At 57.3% G+C, this 17,688-nt stretch carries 16 protein-coding genes; 12 read left to right on the plus strand and 4 right to left on the minus strand.

Annotation, left to right across the window (positions count from 1 at the left end; genetic code table 11):
- On the minus strand, positions 1–6,003 hold the full coding sequence (locus HW090_RS13120; protein ID WP_179113949.1) for a YDG domain-containing protein: 6,003 nt from the start codon (positions 6,001–6,003) through the stop codon (positions 1–3).
- Between the two features lie 273 nt (positions 6,004–6,276).
- Between HW090_RS13120 and HW090_RS13125 the strand changes: the two genes are divergently transcribed.
- A complete protein-coding gene (locus HW090_RS13125) occupies positions 6,277–6,987 on the plus strand; it encodes a response regulator transcription factor (RefSeq protein WP_256930669.1) in 711 nt (236 codons plus the stop codon).
- Positions 6,988–8,276: 1,289 nt separating this feature from the next.
- The gene (locus HW090_RS17930) at positions 8,277–8,801 is read left to right on the plus strand and encodes a sensor histidine kinase (RefSeq protein WP_256930808.1); all 525 of its coding nucleotides are present in this window, start codon (positions 8,277–8,279) and stop codon (positions 8,799–8,801) included.
- Between the two features lie 427 nt (positions 8,802–9,228).
- On the opposite strand, the gene HW090_RS13130 is transcribed toward HW090_RS17930, so the two are convergent.
- From HW090_RS13130 to HW090_RS13140, 3 genes are all read right to left on the minus strand, one after another.
- Complete coding sequence (locus HW090_RS13130; protein WP_179113950.1) at positions 9,229–10,410, minus strand: hypothetical protein; 1,182 nt, start codon at positions 10,408–10,410, stop codon at positions 9,229–9,231.
- A complete protein-coding gene (locus tag HW090_RS13135) occupies positions 10,398–10,787 on the minus strand; it encodes a hypothetical protein (protein WP_179113951.1) in 390 nt (129 codons plus the stop codon). The genes HW090_RS13130 and HW090_RS13135 overlap by 13 nt, the downstream gene beginning before the upstream one ends.
- Positions 10,788–10,918: 131 nt before the next feature.
- Positions 10,919–11,188, minus strand: coding sequence for a hypothetical protein (locus HW090_RS13140; protein ID WP_179113952.1), 270 nt, complete (start codon positions 11,186–11,188; stop codon positions 10,919–10,921).
- Between the two features lie 121 nt (positions 11,189–11,309).
- Here HW090_RS13140 and HW090_RS13145 point away from each other — a divergent pair, with 121 nt between their 5' ends.
- The 10 genes from HW090_RS13145 (at position 11,310) to HW090_RS13190 (ending at position 17,606) form a co-directional block, all read left to right on the plus strand.
- Positions 11,310–11,522 (plus strand): DNA-binding protein, encoded by a 213-nt coding sequence (locus HW090_RS13145; RefSeq protein ID WP_256930670.1) that lies wholly within the window; start codon positions 11,310–11,312, stop codon positions 11,520–11,522.
- Between the two features lie 42 nt (positions 11,523–11,564).
- Positions 11,565–11,855: a DUF5447 family protein gene (locus HW090_RS13150; RefSeq protein ID WP_179113953.1), complete on the plus strand. Its 291-nt coding sequence runs from the start codon at positions 11,565–11,567 to the stop codon at positions 11,853–11,855.
- A gap of 204 nt (positions 11,856–12,059) precedes the next feature.
- Positions 12,060–12,254: a hypothetical protein gene (locus HW090_RS13155; protein WP_179113954.1), complete on the plus strand. Its 195-nt coding sequence runs from the start codon at positions 12,060–12,062 to the stop codon at positions 12,252–12,254.
- A gap of 302 nt (positions 12,255–12,556) precedes the next feature.
- Positions 12,557–12,925: a hypothetical protein gene (locus HW090_RS13160; protein ID WP_179113955.1), complete on the plus strand. Its 369-nt coding sequence runs from the start codon at positions 12,557–12,559 to the stop codon at positions 12,923–12,925.
- Between the two features lie 117 nt (positions 12,926–13,042).
- Positions 13,043–13,249 carry a hypothetical protein gene (locus HW090_RS13165; RefSeq protein WP_179113956.1) on the plus strand — a complete coding sequence of 69 codons (207 nt, stop codon included), beginning with the start codon at positions 13,043–13,045 and terminating at the stop codon, positions 13,247–13,249.
- A 5-nt stretch (positions 13,250–13,254) separates the two neighbouring features.
- Positions 13,255–13,467: a major capsid protein gene (locus HW090_RS13170; RefSeq protein ID WP_179113957.1), complete on the plus strand. Its 213-nt coding sequence runs from the start codon at positions 13,255–13,257 to the stop codon at positions 13,465–13,467.
- Between the two features lie 137 nt (positions 13,468–13,604).
- Positions 13,605–14,807, plus strand: a complete 1,203-nt coding sequence (locus HW090_RS13175; protein WP_179113958.1) for a virulence factor TspB C-terminal domain-related protein — start codon at positions 13,605–13,607, stop codon at positions 14,805–14,807.
- 1 nt (position 14,808) lies between these two features.
- Complete coding sequence (locus HW090_RS13180; protein ID WP_179113959.1) at positions 14,809–15,126, plus strand: DUF2523 domain-containing protein; 318 nt, start codon at positions 14,809–14,811, stop codon at positions 15,124–15,126.
- Positions 15,127–15,129: 3 nt separating this feature from the next.
- Positions 15,130–16,320 carry a zonular occludens toxin domain-containing protein gene (locus HW090_RS13185; RefSeq protein WP_179113960.1) on the plus strand — a complete coding sequence of 397 codons (1,191 nt, stop codon included), beginning with the start codon at positions 15,130–15,132 and terminating at the stop codon, positions 16,318–16,320.
- Positions 16,321–16,328: 8 nt separating this feature from the next.
- Complete coding sequence (locus tag HW090_RS13190) at positions 16,329–17,606, plus strand: secretin N-terminal domain-containing protein (RefSeq protein WP_179113961.1); 1,278 nt, start codon at positions 16,329–16,331, stop codon at positions 17,604–17,606.
- The last annotated feature ends 82 nt before the right edge of the window (positions 17,607–17,688 follow it).

The following is a 17,688-nucleotide window of genomic DNA, read 5'->3' on the forward strand; positions in this document are numbered from 1 at the left end:
TCAGATTCCTTCAGGCAGGCGGATGCCGTGGTTGATGACTTGCAGGTTCAGGCGATCATCGAGCGGGTTGGTGATCAGCATGTCCTGGCTCAGGGCTTCTGACTCTTGTGCCTGTTGCCTGGCGCCGGTCGAGCCGGTCTGGCCGTTCGAGGTTTGTGCGCCGATATAGGGCTGGCTGCTGAGGATGTTGCTGTCGACCGTCAGCGTGCCATCGGTGTAAGTGATGATGTAGTTGTCCAGGCCTATGCCTTGGGCACCACTGACCACGATTGAGTAATCACCGGCTGGGGCCGTGGCAGCCTCACCACCACTGCTGAGGCTGACCGAGGTGATGCTGTCGCCGAGTATCAGGCCGAGGCTGCTGTAGCCGCTCAACGTGATGCTTTGCCCGGCGACCTTGCTGGCGTTGTCGGGATTGATGAACAGCGAGGCCTTGTCGATATCGGCGCTCAGCCCGGTGGGCTGGGTGAGGGTGTAGTTGTCGGCGTCAGTGCCGGTGAGGCCGTAGCCCGTCACGGTAACGGCCTTGCCGATACCTGCGTTCTTGTCGGCGAAGCTACCGGTGGCGGTTCCGGTGAGCGAGACGTCATCGCCGCTGATGGCGTTGATGCCAGCGCTGCCATTGAGGGTGGCGGCGTCGGACCCGTCGTAGGTCTTGTTGCCGGCGGTGATGCCGTTGACCGTGAGATCGGCCCGGGCGATGTCGGCCGTCAGTCCGGTCGGCTGGACGAGGGTGTAGTTGTCGGCGTCAGTGCCGGTGAGGCTGTAGCCCGTCACGGTAACGGCCTTGCCGATACTTGCGTTCTTGTCGGCGAAGCTGCCGGTGGCAGCCCCGGTGAGCGAGACGTCATCGCCGCTGATGGCATTGATACCCGCAGTGCCGTTGAGGGTGGCGGCGTTGGAGCCGTCGTAGGTCTTGTTGCCGGCGGTGATGCCGGTGACCGTGAGATCGGCCCGGGCGATGTCGGCCGTCAGTCCGGTCGGCTGGACGAGGGTGTAGTTGTCGGCGTCAGTGCCGGTGAGGCTGTAGCCCGTCACGGTAACGGCCTTGCCGATACCTGCGTTCTTGTCGGCGAAGCTGCCGGTGGCAGCCCCGGTGAGCGAGACGTCATCGCCGCTGATGGCATTGATACCCGCAGTGCCGTTGAGGGTGGCGGCGTTGGAGCCGTCGTAGGTCTTGTTGCCGGCGGTGATGCCGGTGACCGTGAGATCGGCCCGGGCGATGCCGGCCGTCAGGCCGGTTGGCTGGACGAGGGTGTAGTTGTCGGCGTCGCTGCCGGTGAGACTGTAGCCGGTCACGGTGACGGCCTTGCCGGTACCCGCATGCTTGTCGGCGAAGGTGCTGGTAGCGCTGCCCGTGAGCGAGATGTCATCGCCGCTGATGGCATTGATACCCGCAGTGCCGTTGAGGGTGGCGGCGTTGGAGCCGTCGTAGGTTTTGTTGCCGGCGGTGATACCGGTGACCGCGAGGTCGGCCCGGGCGATATCGGCCGTCAGTCCGGTCGGCTGGATAAGGGTGTAGTTGTCGGCGTCGCTGCCGGTGAGACTGTAGCCGGTCACGGTGACGGCCTTGCCGGTACCCGCATGCTTGTCGGCGAAGGTGCTGGTAGCGCTGCCCGTGAGCGAGATGTCATCGCCGCTGATGGCATTGATACCCGCAGTGCCGTTGAGGGTGGCGGCGTTGGAGCCGTCGTAGGTTTTGTTGCCGGCGGTGATACCGGTGACCGCGAGGTCGGCCCGGGCGATGTCGGCCGTCAGGCCGGTTGGCTGGACGAGGGTGTAGTTGTCGGCGTCGCTGCCGGTGAGACTGTAGCCGGTCACGGTGACGGCCTTGCCGGTACCCGCATGCTTGTCGGCGAAGGTGCTGGTAGCGCTGCCCGTGAGCGAGATGTCATCGCCGCTGATGGCATTGATACCCGCAGTGCCGTTGAGGGTGGCGGCGTTGGAGCCGTCGTAGGTCTTGTTGCCGGCGGTGATACCGGTGACCGTGAGATCGGCCCGGGCGATATCGGCCGTCAGTCCGGTCGGCTGGACGAGGGTGTAGTTGTCGGCGTCGCTGCCGGTGAGGCTGTAGCCCGTCACGGTAACGGCCTTGCCAGTCCCCGCATGCTTGTCGGCGAAGGTGCTGGTAGCGCTGCCCGTGAGCGAGACGTCATCGCCGCTGAAGGCATTGATGCCAGCGCTGCCGTTGAGCGCAGCGGCATCGGAGCCGTCGTAGGTCTTGCCGCTGGCGGTGAGGCCGGTGACCGTGAGATCGGCCCGGGCGATATCGGCTGTCAGTCCGGTCGGCTGGACGAGGGTGTAGTTGTCCGCATCGCTGCCGGTCAGGGTCAGGCCGGTGACGGTGACCGCCTTGCCAGTGCCCGCGTTCTTGTCGTCGAACGTGCCGACACCGGTATTGGCCAGGGTGACGGCATCCTGGCCGAAGACCGTGCCCGTCAACGCGCCATTCCCGGTCAGGGTGGCGGTGCGGGTGCCATCGTAGGTCTTGTCGGCGGCGGAGATACCGCTGACGGCAAGATCGGCCTTGGCGATGGTCAGGCTGCCGCTGCCGAAGGTGATGTCATAGCCCAGTTGAACCGAGTGCAGGCCGCTGAGAAGCAGCGTGCCATCCGTGGTGCTGTAGGTGCCGGCGTTCTTGCTGTTGCTCGTGTAGACCAGGTTGCCGGAGAGCTTGCTGGTGTCGAGGGCGTTGCCCAGGCTGCTGGTGTAGGTGGCGGTACCTGCGGAGACGCTGCCGTCATAGGTCTTGTTGCCGCCATCGGCGTTGATCGTCAGGCGGGTGAGGAGGGCGCGCAGCAGCGGGCCGCTGTAGCCGTCGTAGATACGCCAGGCATTGGCGGTGCCGCCGGCGTCATCGATGTCCCAGCCGGCGAAGGTGGACAGCCGGGTCAGTTCCAGCGCGGTCTTGGCGGTACCGTTGGTGTTCCCCACGAACGTAATGGAGGTATTCCCGCCATTGTTGATGACGTTACCCTGGGCATCGGTGGTGGCGTAGAAGCTCGCGGTGACATAGCCGCCGGACGTGACCCCGAGCAGCCCGCCGACATCGAAGGTGCCCGCAACGCTGCCCGTGGTGTAGCTGTTGCCGACGCTGCCTTCGTTGGTCCCGACCAGGCCGCCGATGCTGGCGGTGCCACCCACGTTGCCCGTCGTATAGGTATTGCTGATGGTGCCGCTGTTGGCGCCGACCAGCCCGCCAACATCACGGAAGCCCGCAACGTTTCCGCTGACATAGGCATTGCTGATGGTGCCCGCGAGGTTGGCCCCGGCCAGCCCGCCGATAACGTTTCCTTCGCCCGAGACAGTACTGGTGACATAGACATTGTTGACGGTGCCGGCACCGAGGTAGCCGACCAGCCCGCCCACATGGCTATTGCCAAAAACGCTGCCGCCCACCAGGCCGAGGTTGCGGATCGCGCTGCCGGAGCCGGCATAGCCGAACAGGCCGATATATTCCTCCCCGGGGCGGTTGATGGTCAGCCCCGAGATGACATGGCCGCCGCCATCCAGTTGCCCATTGAACAGGCTCAGGTCGTCACCCACCGACATGAAGCCTTTCGTGCTCCACATCCCGGCGGCATTGGTGCCGACGGTGGCGCTGGCGTCGATATCGTTCGCCAGGGTGTAGCTGGCCGAACGGTCGTAGGCCATCAACTGCAACTGATGGGCATTGCGGATCGTGGTGCTGTACTCGCTGGCGAGGAAGGGCCGGGTCTGGCCTTCGATCATGATCCATTGCGCGCCGTTGAAGCCGTTGACGGCGTAGACATCGTGGGTACCTGCGACCAGGTTCCAGGTCCCCAGGCTGGCGTAGGCGCTGTGGTTGTAGCGCGTGCTGCTGTCGACACTGCTGACGTTTACGTTGGTGCTGGTACCTGAACCGACGGCCTGGCCCCTGCCGGTGTTGGTGGCGTCCCAGGAGGCATTGACGATGGCGCCCTGGTAGCTGTAGCCAACCAGCCCTCCCACGCTGGTGCTGCCGCTGCCGCTGCCGCTGCCGCTGCCGCTGCCGCTGACGTTGCCGGTGGCGTAGGCGTTGCTGATTCCACCCAGGGAGTTGGTGCCAACCAGTCCGCCGATGCCGGCGTAGCCGCTGACGTTGCCGGTGGCATAGGCGGTGTCGATGGTGCCTGAGTTGGAACCGATCAGCCCGCCTACATAGTTGAATTGGCCGCTCACACGACCCGTCGCGTAGGCGTTCCTGACGGTACCCCCGTTATCACCGACCAGCCCGCCGACACCGAAATAGCCACTGACGCTGCCGGTGTTCCAGACGTTGCTGAGCGTGCCCTGGTTTATACCGACCAGTCCGCCGACCTGATTGGTGTAAGCGTCACTGTTCAGGTTCACGCTGCCGCCCAGCAAGCCGACGTCGCGGATCACGCTGTTGGGGCCTGTGTAGCCGAACAGGCCTAGAGAGAGTTTGGCGCTGGAGTCGATGACCAGCCCGCTGATGTAGTGGCCCAGCCCTGCAAAGGTTCCGGTGAACGGGTTGCTGCCATTGACCCCGACCAGCGCCTGGTTGTACGTGGTGTTACTGGCGTCCAGGTCCTGCGCTAGCGCATAGCGTCCGCCCAGGCCGGAGGTGTCGATGGCATCGAGTTCGGCCATCGAGTGGATCAGGGTGTAGGCATTGCCGTTGATGTTCAGGGTGGCGTTGGCGCCACTCAGGGTCACGGGGGCCTTGACCTGGTAGTCGTTGCCGGCGTAGTTGAGCACCAGACCGGCTGCGTTGCCGCTGGCAGTGATGCCCGCGTTCAGATTGATGTTGCGCTCGGCGGTCAGGGTCAGGACGGTGTCGCTGCTCCACTTCACTTCGGCATTGACGTGGATATCGCCGTTGCCGCCGGCGGTACCCATGGTGGCCGTCTGGATCTCAAAGTTGTTGTTCTGCAACGCCGCCGACACGGCTGTGCCGGTCATGTCACCGCCGCTGGCGGCGATGGTGAAGTCGTTGGGGTCGATCAGCCAGGTGCCGGTCTTGCCGTCCGTCGCCTTGGTGGTGACTTTGGCGCTGTCGGCCACCTTGACGTGGGCGCCGGAGGTTTCGATAAAGCCGCCATCGCCGCCGTTGGGCGCGCTGGCATCCAGGGTGCCGGCCACCTGCACGGTGCCGCCGTCGAAGCTGCCGAGCAGGACGATCTTGCCGTCCTTCTCACCGAGGGTTTGCGCCTCGATCACACCGGTGTTGTTGATCACGGTCTTGAGCAGCGCGTCGCCGGCGTTGGCGGTGAGCAGCACCTGGCCGCCATCGGCCTTGATCAACTGGTGGTTTTCCACCAGGGCATCGACCACGGCTTCATCGACCTGCACGTTGAGCAGGCCGTCGCCAGCGAAGTCCAGCGTCACTGCGTTGCCCGCTGCGAGGGCCACCGTGCCCTGGTTGGCGACGATCACGCCGTTGTTGCTCACCGTGCCGCCGAGCAGGGCGATGCTGCCGCCGTCCGCCGCACGGATGCTGCCGTTGTTGGTCACGCTGGCGTTGCCGCCGTTGCCCTTGAACTGGTGGTTGCCGGCCTCGAAGTCGTCGTTGGCGATATCCAGCGTGGAGGCCACCAGGCCGCCGACATTGACGCTGGCCCCCTGGCCGAACAGCACGCCGTTGGGGTTGACCAGGAACACCTGGCCGTTGGCCTCCAGGGTGCCCATGATCTTCGAACCGTCGGCGCCGAGCACGCGGTTGAGGGCGATCGAATCACTGCCTGGCTGGTTGAAGGTCACCTTGTTTCCGGTGCCGATATCGAAGGACTGCCAGTCGATGGCGAGCTTGTTGCTGCCCTGGTCGATGACCATCTGGTTGGCATTCGGCGTACCGATCTGGCCGCTGCCGGAGACCACCGTACCGCCGGTGGGCAGGTCGGCGGCGAACGCCATGGTCGGCAGCAGAAGGGCTGCCGCCAATACCGCGCCGGCCCCCTTGCCACGCCGCCGTGCGTGTTCATCGGCCACACTCCAGCTACCGAGACTTGGATTCCAGACGAGGGCGTAGGTACGGTTCATGGAAACTCTCCAGAGCAATCAAAATCGACCGGCTGCCGACGTGTTGGGCGACAGGGTGAGTCGGAAGCAAATAGGTGACAGCACTTCTTTGTAGGCAGGTATTGGACGTGAAGGTATTGGCAAATGGCTATCACCGAAAATAGGTAATTTCGGTTGAATTTTTGCGGGCGGATGAGGGCTGTCACGGCAATCCGTGGCTGGCCAGATCCCTGGTTCTGGTGATAGGCGAATGCCACTATTGCGTGCCACACTCGTCGCTCTTCATTCACCCTCATGGGGTTTCATTCGCTGATGCTGAGCGCCAACCTCCCTTCCGATGATTCTGTGTTGCCGGCGCCGGTGCTGGTCGTCGAGGACGATCCATTGATGCGCCAGCGGCTGTCGCGGGTGCTCGGCGAAATTGGCTACACCGATGAAACGGTGGCTTTCTCGGTGAACCTGGCCGAGGCGCGTGCGCATGTCAGCAGCCAGCCCGTGGCGATGGTGCTGGTGGATCTGGGATTGCCGGATGGCAATGGCATCGAGCTGATCCATGAGTTGCGCGCGCAGGACCCGACTTTGTGGATTCTGGTGATCTCGGCCTGGAGCACCGAGGAGGCCATCCTCGGTGCGTTGCAGGCGGGCGCCACGGGCTATCTGCTCAAGGAGCGCGATGACCTGGAGGTGAGTCTGTCGATTCGCAGCGTGCTGCGCGGCGGTGCACCGATCGACCCTTTCATCGCACGGCGTATCCTGACCCTGCTGCCGACAGTGCCGCTGCACAAGCAGCCTAGCGACACGAGCGAAGCAGAAGCGCTCAGTGCCCGCGAGAGCGAGATTCTAGAATGGGTTTCCCGCGGGCTGAGCAACCGGGAAATCGCCGAACAGTTGACCATTTCCCGCCATACCGTCGAATGTCATATCAAACGGATTTACCGCAAGCTGGCCGTTTCCTCGCGTATCCGCGCGGTGAGCGAGGCTCGGCACCGCGGCTTGTTGTCCTGACGCTGCTGTTTGTCCTGTTGCCTTGGCTTCTTCCGAGCCTGGCGCAGGCGAGCTGCCAGCCAATCATTACCCATGTAATGGCCGCACCGGAGCGAGCTGGCGATGGTGCGCGCCCGCTGGACGGCTGGCAGCCCGTAAGCCTGCCTGATCTTTGGCAGCGTCACTGGCCCGGATTTCTGGGGCCGGTGTGGTATCGGCTGGACTGGCAGGCCGACTGCCCTGATGAGCTGCTCGCACTGAACGTCAACCGTATGGTCATGGCCGGTGAGGTGTGGCTTAACGACGATCTGCTCTGGCGAGACGAGAGCCTGGTTGAACCGCTGTCGCGTAGTTGGAATATGCCGCGCTACTGGTTATTGCCGATCTCCGCGTTGCGCGATGCCAACACGCTGTGGGTTCGTCTTGTAGGTTCGGAGCATGCGGCGCCTGGGCTGGGTACTGTGCGGTTGGGCATTGTCGAGCAGATCCGGGCTGAGTACCGCCATCAGCTCTGGTTGCAGCGTGATCTCATCTTTTTCAGCCTGCTGATTTCCCTGGTGATGAGCGTGATGTTTCTGACGTTCTGGTTGCTGCGTCGACAGGAGCGCACGTTCGGCTGGTTTGCCCTGGCTGCCCTTCTGTGGTCGATTGGCTTCAGTAACATGCTGGTGACGTCATCCTGGCCATTCACTCATGGCGAGGTCTGGGATCGCCTGAGTCAGGTGGCGTTGGCGCTGTATTGCCCCGCGTTCTGCATGTTCGTCTGGTCGTTCGGTGGTATGCGCTTTGTACGCATGGAAAGGAGCATCTGGGCGGCGGCGATTCTGTTTTGCCTGGCCGTGGTGCTGGTGCCGGATGCGCACATCTGGCGGCTGCAACTGCTGTCTACCTTTACGCTCCGGTTGGTCTTGTTCGTTGTAGGCACGCAGTTCCTGTGGCATGCCTGCCGTACGCGGGACATCTACCCGATAGTGTTCGGGGTCTGCATGTTGACGCTGTCGATCTATGAGTTTCTGGCTCTTGTCGGTGTGCTTGAGGTGGAAGGGGTGTACGCCACGCTGTCGGCACCCATCATGTCTTTCCTGATGTTCCTGATCCTGGCCCTGCGCTTTTCCAACAGCCTGCGCCGCATCGAACGCTTCAACGATGAACTGCAGGCAACCGTCGGCAGTACACGCACGGAACTGACCGAGACGCTGCAGCGCGAGCATCGACTGGAGTCCGACAATATTCGTCTTAACGAACGCTTGCGGCTGACGCATGACCTGCATGACAGCCTGGGCAGTTCGCTGATGCGTTCGATTACCCGAATGGAGCATGGGGATGGATTGAAAAGTGTTCAGTTCCTGTCCGTGCTGAAGACACTGCGCAGCGACCTGCGTGACGTGATCGACGGCTCGTCCGCCGTGCCCGCCTGGCAATCGCCGCAGGAATGGCTGGCACCGCTGCGGCGCCGGTTCATCGACCTGTTCGATGACTTGGGCATCGAATCGCACTGGAACTTGCCGGAGCACTGGCCGAGTGCGTTCACCCCGCCACAACTCCTAGCCCTTACGCGCTTTCTCGAAGAAGCCCTGACCAATGTGCTCAAGCACGCCGGCGCCACACGGCTGGAAATTGGCGCCCGAGCCGAAGCAGCGCACGGGCTGAGCCTCTGGGTCCGTGACAATGGCCGTGGCTTCGACGTGGACGACGTACTGTCCGCCGGAACAGGCGTCGGCATGAGCAGCATGCGGATGCGCATCGAGCGCATGGGAGGACAACTGCGAATCGAATCCCACCCTGGTGAAACACTGCTGACGGCAACTATTCACGGCGAGCCGATCGTTGTGTAGAGACAGGCTGTTTGCATGGGGAGCGTATGACTGTGCCGAGGGTGTTTTGGTATTTCAGGAGTTAGCAGCGGCAGGGATTGGCGTGCCATCTGGAGCATGGCTTGTGCTGGGGCAGGAACAAAAAAGACGTCCGTGGACGTCTTTGTTTGATCATTTGGTGGAGCCGGGGGGATTTGAACCCTTCCCAGTGCCTTGCTGTGATCCGCAACACTTTGCTTTCGAGGCTTACCGCCTGTCCCAAGCTGCTTTCTTCGGCTCTCCCCGGCTGTGATTTCGACACTTTTCCGACATCAATCCAGGCTGTTGGCAAGGAGTTTTTAGCCCACATTGATAGTGCCATATTTACGTATATGTGGTTTTTCTCTCTTGGGTTTCCGTATTTTATAGCGCTAATGAGTTTTAGGTTTTTAAGTTAATTGTATATAAGCTAAGCTGGTGTCTGGTTTGATTTTTTGTATTTTTTGTATTCTTTGTATTTTTCTGCAGGGCTGTCATGCTTTGATGTTTTGTATATTTTCATGAAGTTATTTATATTTGTGTCTTCTTTGAAGTCGTCATCGAATCTCAGGGATAAGTTTATGAAATTAATGACTGTTTCGCCAGTTGATGTTATGTGGTCTGGTGACATTGTATATGTGGATTCGCTCAATATGTCATGTTCAGTATTTATGATTGTGCCGTCTTTATTTATATGTGTCAGAGACTTTTTTATTCCCATTGTATTTGCTGCTGCAATTATCTCTTGCTTTAGGGATTGTGCTGCTTTTTGGTATTTTTCGGTGTTGTCATTTAGTGGGCCGTTTGTTTTTTCACTGATTTTATCTAAATCAGATAGTATTTTACGCTGTGCAGATATATTGTCGTCTATTAGGGATTCTATTTCATTATCTGTCTGATCTTTTTGAGGCGATTCTTTTGTTTGGCTGTTTTGCTGCCTGTGGCTATTTAATTTTTTGTTAAGTTCGATTATTTCTTCTTTTAAGTTATCCATTTGTTTCGATAGCTTATATTTTTCTCCTGAATTTTTGGCTTCTATTTCTTCCCTTTTTTTAATGACTTCCTCTTGTACGTCATTAAGTATCTCTATTTTTTTTAGAATAAACTTTGCTTTTCCATGCAGCAATTCAGATGCTCCATAATCTCCATTTCTTGCGTTTGGGAAGGATGTTTTATGTAGGTCTCGGAGGCTTTTTATTTTTATTTCATTATCGTCATGGTGTTTTTCTATGTATACTTCGAATTCGGATATGTGCTTGTGGTAGTTTGTGAAATTGTTGTTTGATGAGGCTATTCTTATTGTTTCTCTCGTTTGTTCTGACTTATGGTTTGCTGCTAATAGTGCAATTATTGGTATCGCTGCGGCTAGTATGCCTAGCGGAAATTTAAATATTGTTATTGCGTGATTGAAGCCGTTGTATGAAAGGTCGCACTGTAAGTCTGAAAACACTATTATTAGGCATGTGGCGATTGCTGCTAACCCGAAAAAAAAACCTATCGTGACCCTGAATATGGGTAGTCCGAAGAAGTTTCTTTTCGGTTCAAAAGAGAACAATTTTTTAAAAAAATCAGTTATTTTCTCTTTGAAAGTTTTTTCGTTTAGCGTTGACACGTCTGCATTGTCCTTGCTTTAGCAATAACTGCCGGATTCTTCGGATCATGTTCCCACCAGAATTTGCAGGCCCTGGAGTTCCACACTTCGTCATATTTGGTTTTTTTGGCTGCGTCGGCCTGTTGGTGTTTCTGCTTTATGTGGGCTTGGTGGCGGGCTTGTGCTTGGCGCTGGATGGCTTGAAGGCGTCGTTGTTGCTCTAGTCTGGCTTTGCGCTCGGCGATCTTTTGCTTTTGGGCCAGTTCTTTCATGGCTTGTTCTAGGCGCCATTCCTGGAACAGGTCATAGGCGATCTTCCCTCCCCAGAATCCGCCTACGCCTATGATGGTTGCTAGAACGATAGCGGGGCCTATGTTGTTGCTCTGCTGCTGTGCCATATGAATCCTTCCAAGGCATACCTTGCATTGCTGTTGCGTCCTGTCGCATAGGTCCTATGCGGTTTACACGTCTTGGCTAGTTGGTGCTCCGGGGCGGTTGAACCAGCGTTGTGCTGCTTCTTTTGTAAGAGCTATCCCACGCCGGGTGCGGCCAATTTTGCATTGGCTTCATCATATTCCGGGCTGGTCTGTCCAGCCTCGGGGAGTATCTGTCCGCTGGCCAGCCACAGGGCGTATTGCGGGTAGATTTTTACTAAAACTTCAACCTCTTCTGTACTCATCCTGATGTTTTTGAAACGCACGCTATGCCAGCGATTCATGGGGATATCGCTGCTTTTGATCAGGATGTCGAAGCCAGCCTTAGCAATTAAGGCTCTAGCTCTGGTCTGGATTGATTCCATAAAGTTCTAATAAATTCCAGTGAAACAGTTTCACTAATGATGCTGGTTTGCTATCTTTTATTCACTGAAATTATTTCACTGAACATTGCTGAGTAGAGCAGAACACAGCGGAGCTAGAGGGATGCTACCACCAGACGGGTTTGACCCACAAAAGCTGCACGGTGCCCCACCGATGATGCCGTGGCAGGCATTCGCCGATTGGATCGGTATGGGTGAGGAACCGATTGTGGTCCGCACCTGGGTAGAGCGGGGCTACCTGCCAAGCCTGAAGGTGGGGCGGCGGCTGATGGTCAACGTGGCACTGCTGACAAAAGAGCTTTTGGAACGGGAGTAAATGGAATGAACAAGCCCGACCTTTCTATCGAGGTACCCACCAATGAATCTCAGCAAGTACCTGCATCAACCACATCGACCGGACTGCGACTGCTCTGTCTGCTGGTCGAAACGCGAACTGGCGAAACACGCTCTCTCCCGGTCCACACCGTGCAACCAGTGCCGCCGTGCAACCGCATCCAGGGTAAATGGCCGGACGGTCGTTACGCCTGCTTCGTACTGCGAGAAACACACGCCAAGCGAGCGTCCGCCGAAGTGGTGGCACGTTGTGCACGACAGTGGCAAACCCACACCTTTCGTGCCAATCCACGAACCCTTCGAGCTTGAGGGCTGACGGTATGACTGCTCCAGTTCGTGGTTGGGGATTTCCAGCTTTGGCTCGTAAAGCTCACTACTTCGTTAACGGCACATCCCTCTGCGGCGCATGGTGGTTCACCGGGGAATTGATCGACCGAGGCCATGCACTACCTGAAAACTGTGCAACCTGCATGCGTCTCCGGATGCGGAATCAGCAGGAAGTTGAAAAGGAAAGCTGACCATGTCTACAGCCATCGTCCTGACTCCCGCGCAAGCCTTCGAACTGTTGCCCTTGGCCAGTGCCCGGCTTGAACACCTGAAACGCCAGCAGACCGCTGCTGACGTGGCAGGCCGTCGCGAGAACTGGGGCGTGACGCTGTGGACCGAGATCGTCCAAGCCCTGCGCGGCGACGGATCGGAAAGGGCGACAGCATGAAGTCTGCTCTCGCTTCTGCTTTCAAGGATCAACTATTGATCCGCTTTGTACTGGGGCCGAGTGGGGCCCCGCTCGCGGGGTCGAGGCCTGATACATATCCACGGGCAAAGCCGGTGGGTATGTGTCCCAGTCAACGCGGTGACTGCACCGAAGTAAACAACGCAAGTACGGGATTAAGGAAACCCAAAGCAGCGCCTAATTAACCGACTCACAAGCAATACGACGCACTGCGTGAAGTTGGCGCACCGGGGCTGCTTTGTCTTTGAAACGCGCACAAGCGCAACTAAGTGAGGTAACAACAGATGGCACGTTCGACTATGGAAGTTGCATTCCTGGGTACTCAAAAGACCGAAATGGAAGGGGCCAAGTATGTAAAGGTCTTCTACGCTGACGAACCGGACGGCAAGACCGAACACGGCTTTTCCATCATCGGCATGTCCGCTGCGGATGAAGTCGCGGATGAAGTCTTCGCCGCTGGTTCCCAGTTCGAACCCCTGGAACTGGTCCGCATCACCTTCGACGTGGCGCGTGGTGGCCAGAACAAGGGCAAGAACCTCGCCCTGCATATCGAGGCCGTCAATCCCAAGAAACCGACCAGCCAGGGCACTACGGCTGCTCCTGCTGGCCAACAACAGTCTGCCGCCAAACCCGGCGACGCTGCCAAGTCCTGATTCAGGGGCCTGACTGATGAATCTGATAACTATCCATGATCTGCTGGTGGCGGCTTTTATCCTTTCCAGCGCTTATTTAATTTTGGAAGTTGTTATCTACGTCGATCCGGTCCTGCAATGAATTTGATTGCTTGCGACGGCCAGTTGGCGACCGACAGCGACGGCTATATCCGTTGCACCGGGACGCTGCACGTTGTCGCGAGTGATCAGATAGCCGGTACTGCCGGTTTAACTCCTGATGATTCAGCGCAACTGTATGACGCGATGCTTCAACTGTTTGCGACTGTTTTCATCTTCCTCGTTCTCAAACGGTTAATAAGGTGACTCTTATGAAACTCCGCAATGTTGCTCAAAAGTACGGTCGCAAAGTTGCTGCCGTTTCCATCCTGGGCGTTGCCACTACTGGCCAAGCTTTCGCCGATGCGACTGCGGCTGCTGCGACCATCTCCGGCGGTGCCGCTGACGTGAATACCATCGGCTGGGCTGGCATCGGCCTGCTGGCTGCTGCTGTTCTGTTCAAGTACATCCGTCGCGCTTTCTAAGCGTCGACGCTGGCTGTTTTCTTCGACTGAGTCTGCAAGGACGTTGAAAACAGCCTGTGGCCTCGCTTAGTCGGGGCCTTTTTTTTGAGGGGTGTTTATGTATATCGATCCTAATTCATTTGCACTGGCCTGCTTACTTGTTGCGTTTGCTGCTTTGTTCTTTGGGCGGGTTTGATATGCGGTTTTTACTTCTGGTATTTGCATTTTTATATTCATCGCTATCTCTTGCTGCCGATGGTTATTGGAAGACCGGGGACTACGTTGGGTCCTCCGTTGATGCGGTTTGCTCAGCTTCTATTTATGGCGGCTACTCTAACGTTAAGGAGATTTACTTAAACGGGAAGTATTGTGATGCTTATGTCCTTCAAGGTGGGGATGGCCGGCGTATTGGTTGGTGGCCTGAGTATGTTTTGTGTTCTAAAACCAAGCCTGAAAATAAGGAGGTTGTAGTAGCTGCTGATGAGTTCGGATTTCCAACTGAAACACCGGCTAATTCTCCTTCTGAAAATGGCGCCTGTGCTATGGCTCCAGACACCTATCCGGACGGCTCTCCTAAGCCCGAGAACTGCGTTAGCAATGGCGATGGTACGGCCACCTGTTCATGGCCTCATTCGCCCACTGGTGACACTGATCCCTGCATAGACGGCTGTGAACCTCCAGAGCCTGAACCTGAGCCAGAGCCTGAACCAACTGATCCTGATGAGCCTGATGAACCAGACAACCCGGATCAGCCGGGCGGTAACGGTGGCAATACTGGGGGTAACAATGGCGGCAATACTGGCGGTGGTAACGATAATTCTGGTGGTAATACTGGTGGCAATAATTCGGGCGGTGGGTCGAGCGGCGGTGGTTCCGACAATGGCGGCGGTAGTGGTAGTTGCACTGGTGACAATAGTTGCAATGACAACGGGGGCGAAGATCCAAAAGGTGATGGCGGATCGGCATCGGGCATGGGCTGCGATCAGCCATTAAGGTGCGAAGGTGATGCGATCCAGTGCGCCGTTCTTCAGCAGCAGAAAGCTGCACGTTGTGAAGCCAAAGACTTTTTCGATCTTGATAAGAATAAAGGCGAGATCAATAGCTTTCTGGATAATGAAAAATTTAAGCCGGGTGATGTGGCTAAAGGGGATTCAATCCAGATTCCTGACTTCATATCGAATAACACAAGGTTTTTGCCCTCTAGTTGCCCGCCACCTATTGCCATAAATCTATCTGGGCGCTCCTTGAGCTTCTCATATGAGCCGCTTTGTTATATCGCGAATTTACTTTCTCCATTAATTGTGATGCTGGCTACGGTGGCTGCGACCATGTATGTCGGTCGTTCTTTCGGGGGTAATTGATATGCCAGTCATCGTTACGGTTATCTTTATGATTGTTGGTCCTATGATCTGGTATGTATTCAGAATCATAGGTCTTGGCTTCGTGACTTACCTTGGTTTCAACATGGTTGTCGATCAAGCTTTGCAGTATGCAATGAGTAATGCGGGGGCGTTGGCTCCTGCTCTGCAAAACTTGCTAGGCATAGCCAAGTTTGATGTGGCGGTCAGTATTTATTTCTCCGCTATTACTACTCGCATGATTATCGCGGGTATCAATAGGGCGCAGGACCTGAAACGGGCGCAGGTGTGGAAGCCCTGGAAAGGCGGGATGGAGATGTAAGCCATGCTCTATATACGCACTGGATTGCAGGGGCACGGTAAAACCCTGAACACCATCAAGGAGGTTGATCAGGCGGCAAAAACCCAGGACCGCCCGGTCTACTTCCATAATGTGACCGACCTCGATCCGGCCAAATTGCAGGCGTCCTGGTATCCATTCGATGACCCTTTGCTCTGGTACGAACTGCCAGACAATTGCATGGTGGTGATCGATGAGGCCCAGGGCTGGTTCGGTTTGCGGGATCCTCGCCAGCCTGTCCCGCTGCACATTTCCCGCTTTGAGGTTATGCGCAAGCAAGGTCATGAAGTGCATCTGATTACCCAGGACCCGCGCTTTATTGATGTGCATGCTCGAAGGTTGTGCAACAAGCATATCCATTACTGGCGTCTTTTCGGTTCTGCCAAGTTGGCGCGTTATGAGTCTGAGCGGTGTGTCAATGAGGTCGAAAAGCTGGCTCATAACAAGGATGTGGACAAGAAGGTTATCAGCCTCGATAAGCGATATTTCGGAGTGTATACCAGCGCCAAAGCTGGGCACCACTTCAAGTTCAATCCTTCTAAAAAGCTGATCCTGGCTATCTGTGCTGTTCCTGTGGTCGGGTACCTCGTCTATGACGTTTACGCGCTGATCAATAAGCCGGCTGCTGAGGCACAAGCGGCTACCAGTACGCCAGCGGCAAGTTCTGGAAGTGTTGTGAGTGATGCTGTTGAGGCGGCCACTTCTGCCTTTCCGTCATCGGCCTTGAAGAAAAAGGGCGATAAGGGTGATGTGCTATCGACGGATGACTACCTTGCACTGCGGGTGCCTCGTATCCCGCTTGTCCCGTCTTCTGCGCCAATCTTTGATGAGGTGGCCAAGCCCGTCGCTTATCCGCGCCTGACGTGTATATCTCGAACTGGAGCAGCTCAAGGCGGGCGCGATCCGTCTGCCAGCATGCGGCTCAATGGCAGACCCTTGTCGTGTAGTTGCTACTCCCAGCAGGGCACACGGTATGAAACTACCCTGCGTTTCTGCCTGGACACGGCACGTAATGGGGTATTCGATCCTGGGCAACAGCCCGGCTCCTTCATGGGGCAATCCAGCCTTCCTAGTGTAAATCAAACGCCTGATATCTCCGCTGCAATGCCCTCGGCATCTTCTGTTGTGACTGTTGTTTCCGACTCTGAATATTCCGCCAGGCCATGGCGCAAGTGAGTGTTGCGATGAAAAAGTCTCTTGCCCTAGTCGTTGCGCTGTTCTGTGCAACGGCTGCTGCTGAAAGCCCCCGCGTCACGTTGAACAATCAAGATATTGATATCCGTGTTGCCATCCCGCTCCTGGCTGACTTCTGCGGTCGTAGCATTTTGCTCGGGCCATCCGTCCAGGGCGCGGTCTCAATGAACTTTCAGGATGTGGATTGCGATACGGCTATCCGCATGTTGCTGAGTAGCAATGGTCTGGCTGGCCGCTATTTCGGTGATGTGTTCGTTGTTACGGCAATGAACGATGTCATTTCGACGGGAAAGGATGAAGCGTCTTACCGCATCCACAATGAGCTATCCGGTGAGGTCGTGCGCGAAGTGCTGCCGGTTGTGCATGCACGCGCTGCCGCTGTTGCTGAGCTGTTCCGCGCTTCATATTTGGGCGCTGCCGATCTGCCCGGCCTCTCGATAGCCGTCGATGAGCGAACCAATGCGATCTTTGCCGCCTTGCCTGCGCCGTTCATCGATAGCCTGCGCGGGGTGATTGCTGCGGTTGATGTACCGGTTCGGCAAGTGGTGATCGAAGCGTCCATTGTTGAGGCCAATACTGACTGGTCCAAGAACCTCGGTGTGCGTTGGGCCAGCTCGGCCAATGTAGGCAACTGGAGTGGATCAGCTTCGACAACAGTAGCCGCTGCATCGGCTTCGACACTCGGTGGCTTTGGCTACCTGAGCAACAGCCTGTCTCTCGATATGCAACTGAGTGCGATGGAATCGAGCGGCCAGGGTGATGTTGTGTCCAGGCCGACCGTGCTGACTCTCGACCGGGAAACCGCAACGATCTTGCGCGGTACTGAGATCCCGTACCAGCAAAGTGCTGGGGATGGTGCGACCAGCGTTCAATTCAAGCGCGCGGCGCTGAGCCTTTCTGTGACGCCAGCCATCGCCCCCGATAACGCGGTGGTGATGCACGTTGCCATCAACCGCGATACACCAGATTACGGCGCGGCCATCAACGGTGTGCCTCCAGTCTCCACGAACCAGCTCGACGCGAAAATCCGGATAGCAGACGGGCAAACGGTTGTCCTGGGCGGGGTTTATACCGACAGCCGCCAGACTGGGGCGGATGGTGTGCCAGTGCTCTCGAAAATCCCGGGTATTGGACGGCTGTTCAAACGGCGCTCGGATAGCCGGGAGAAGTCTGAGCTGCTGATTTTCCTCACACCTCGGGTGATCGATCCGGGGATGGCCATGGGGCGTCCTATGGCGAGCGTAGACCCTCGTTTGGGGTTGTTCTGATGTTACTTGACCAGTCATGGCGCGATGCGGCGGCGCACCTATGCGAGGCACGAGCCAGGGCGCGCCGCTCGCGCCGGTGACG

The organism is Pseudomonas sp. ABC1 (assembly GCF_013395055.1).
Classification (GTDB): domain Bacteria; phylum Pseudomonadota; class Gammaproteobacteria; order Pseudomonadales; family Pseudomonadaceae; genus Stutzerimonas.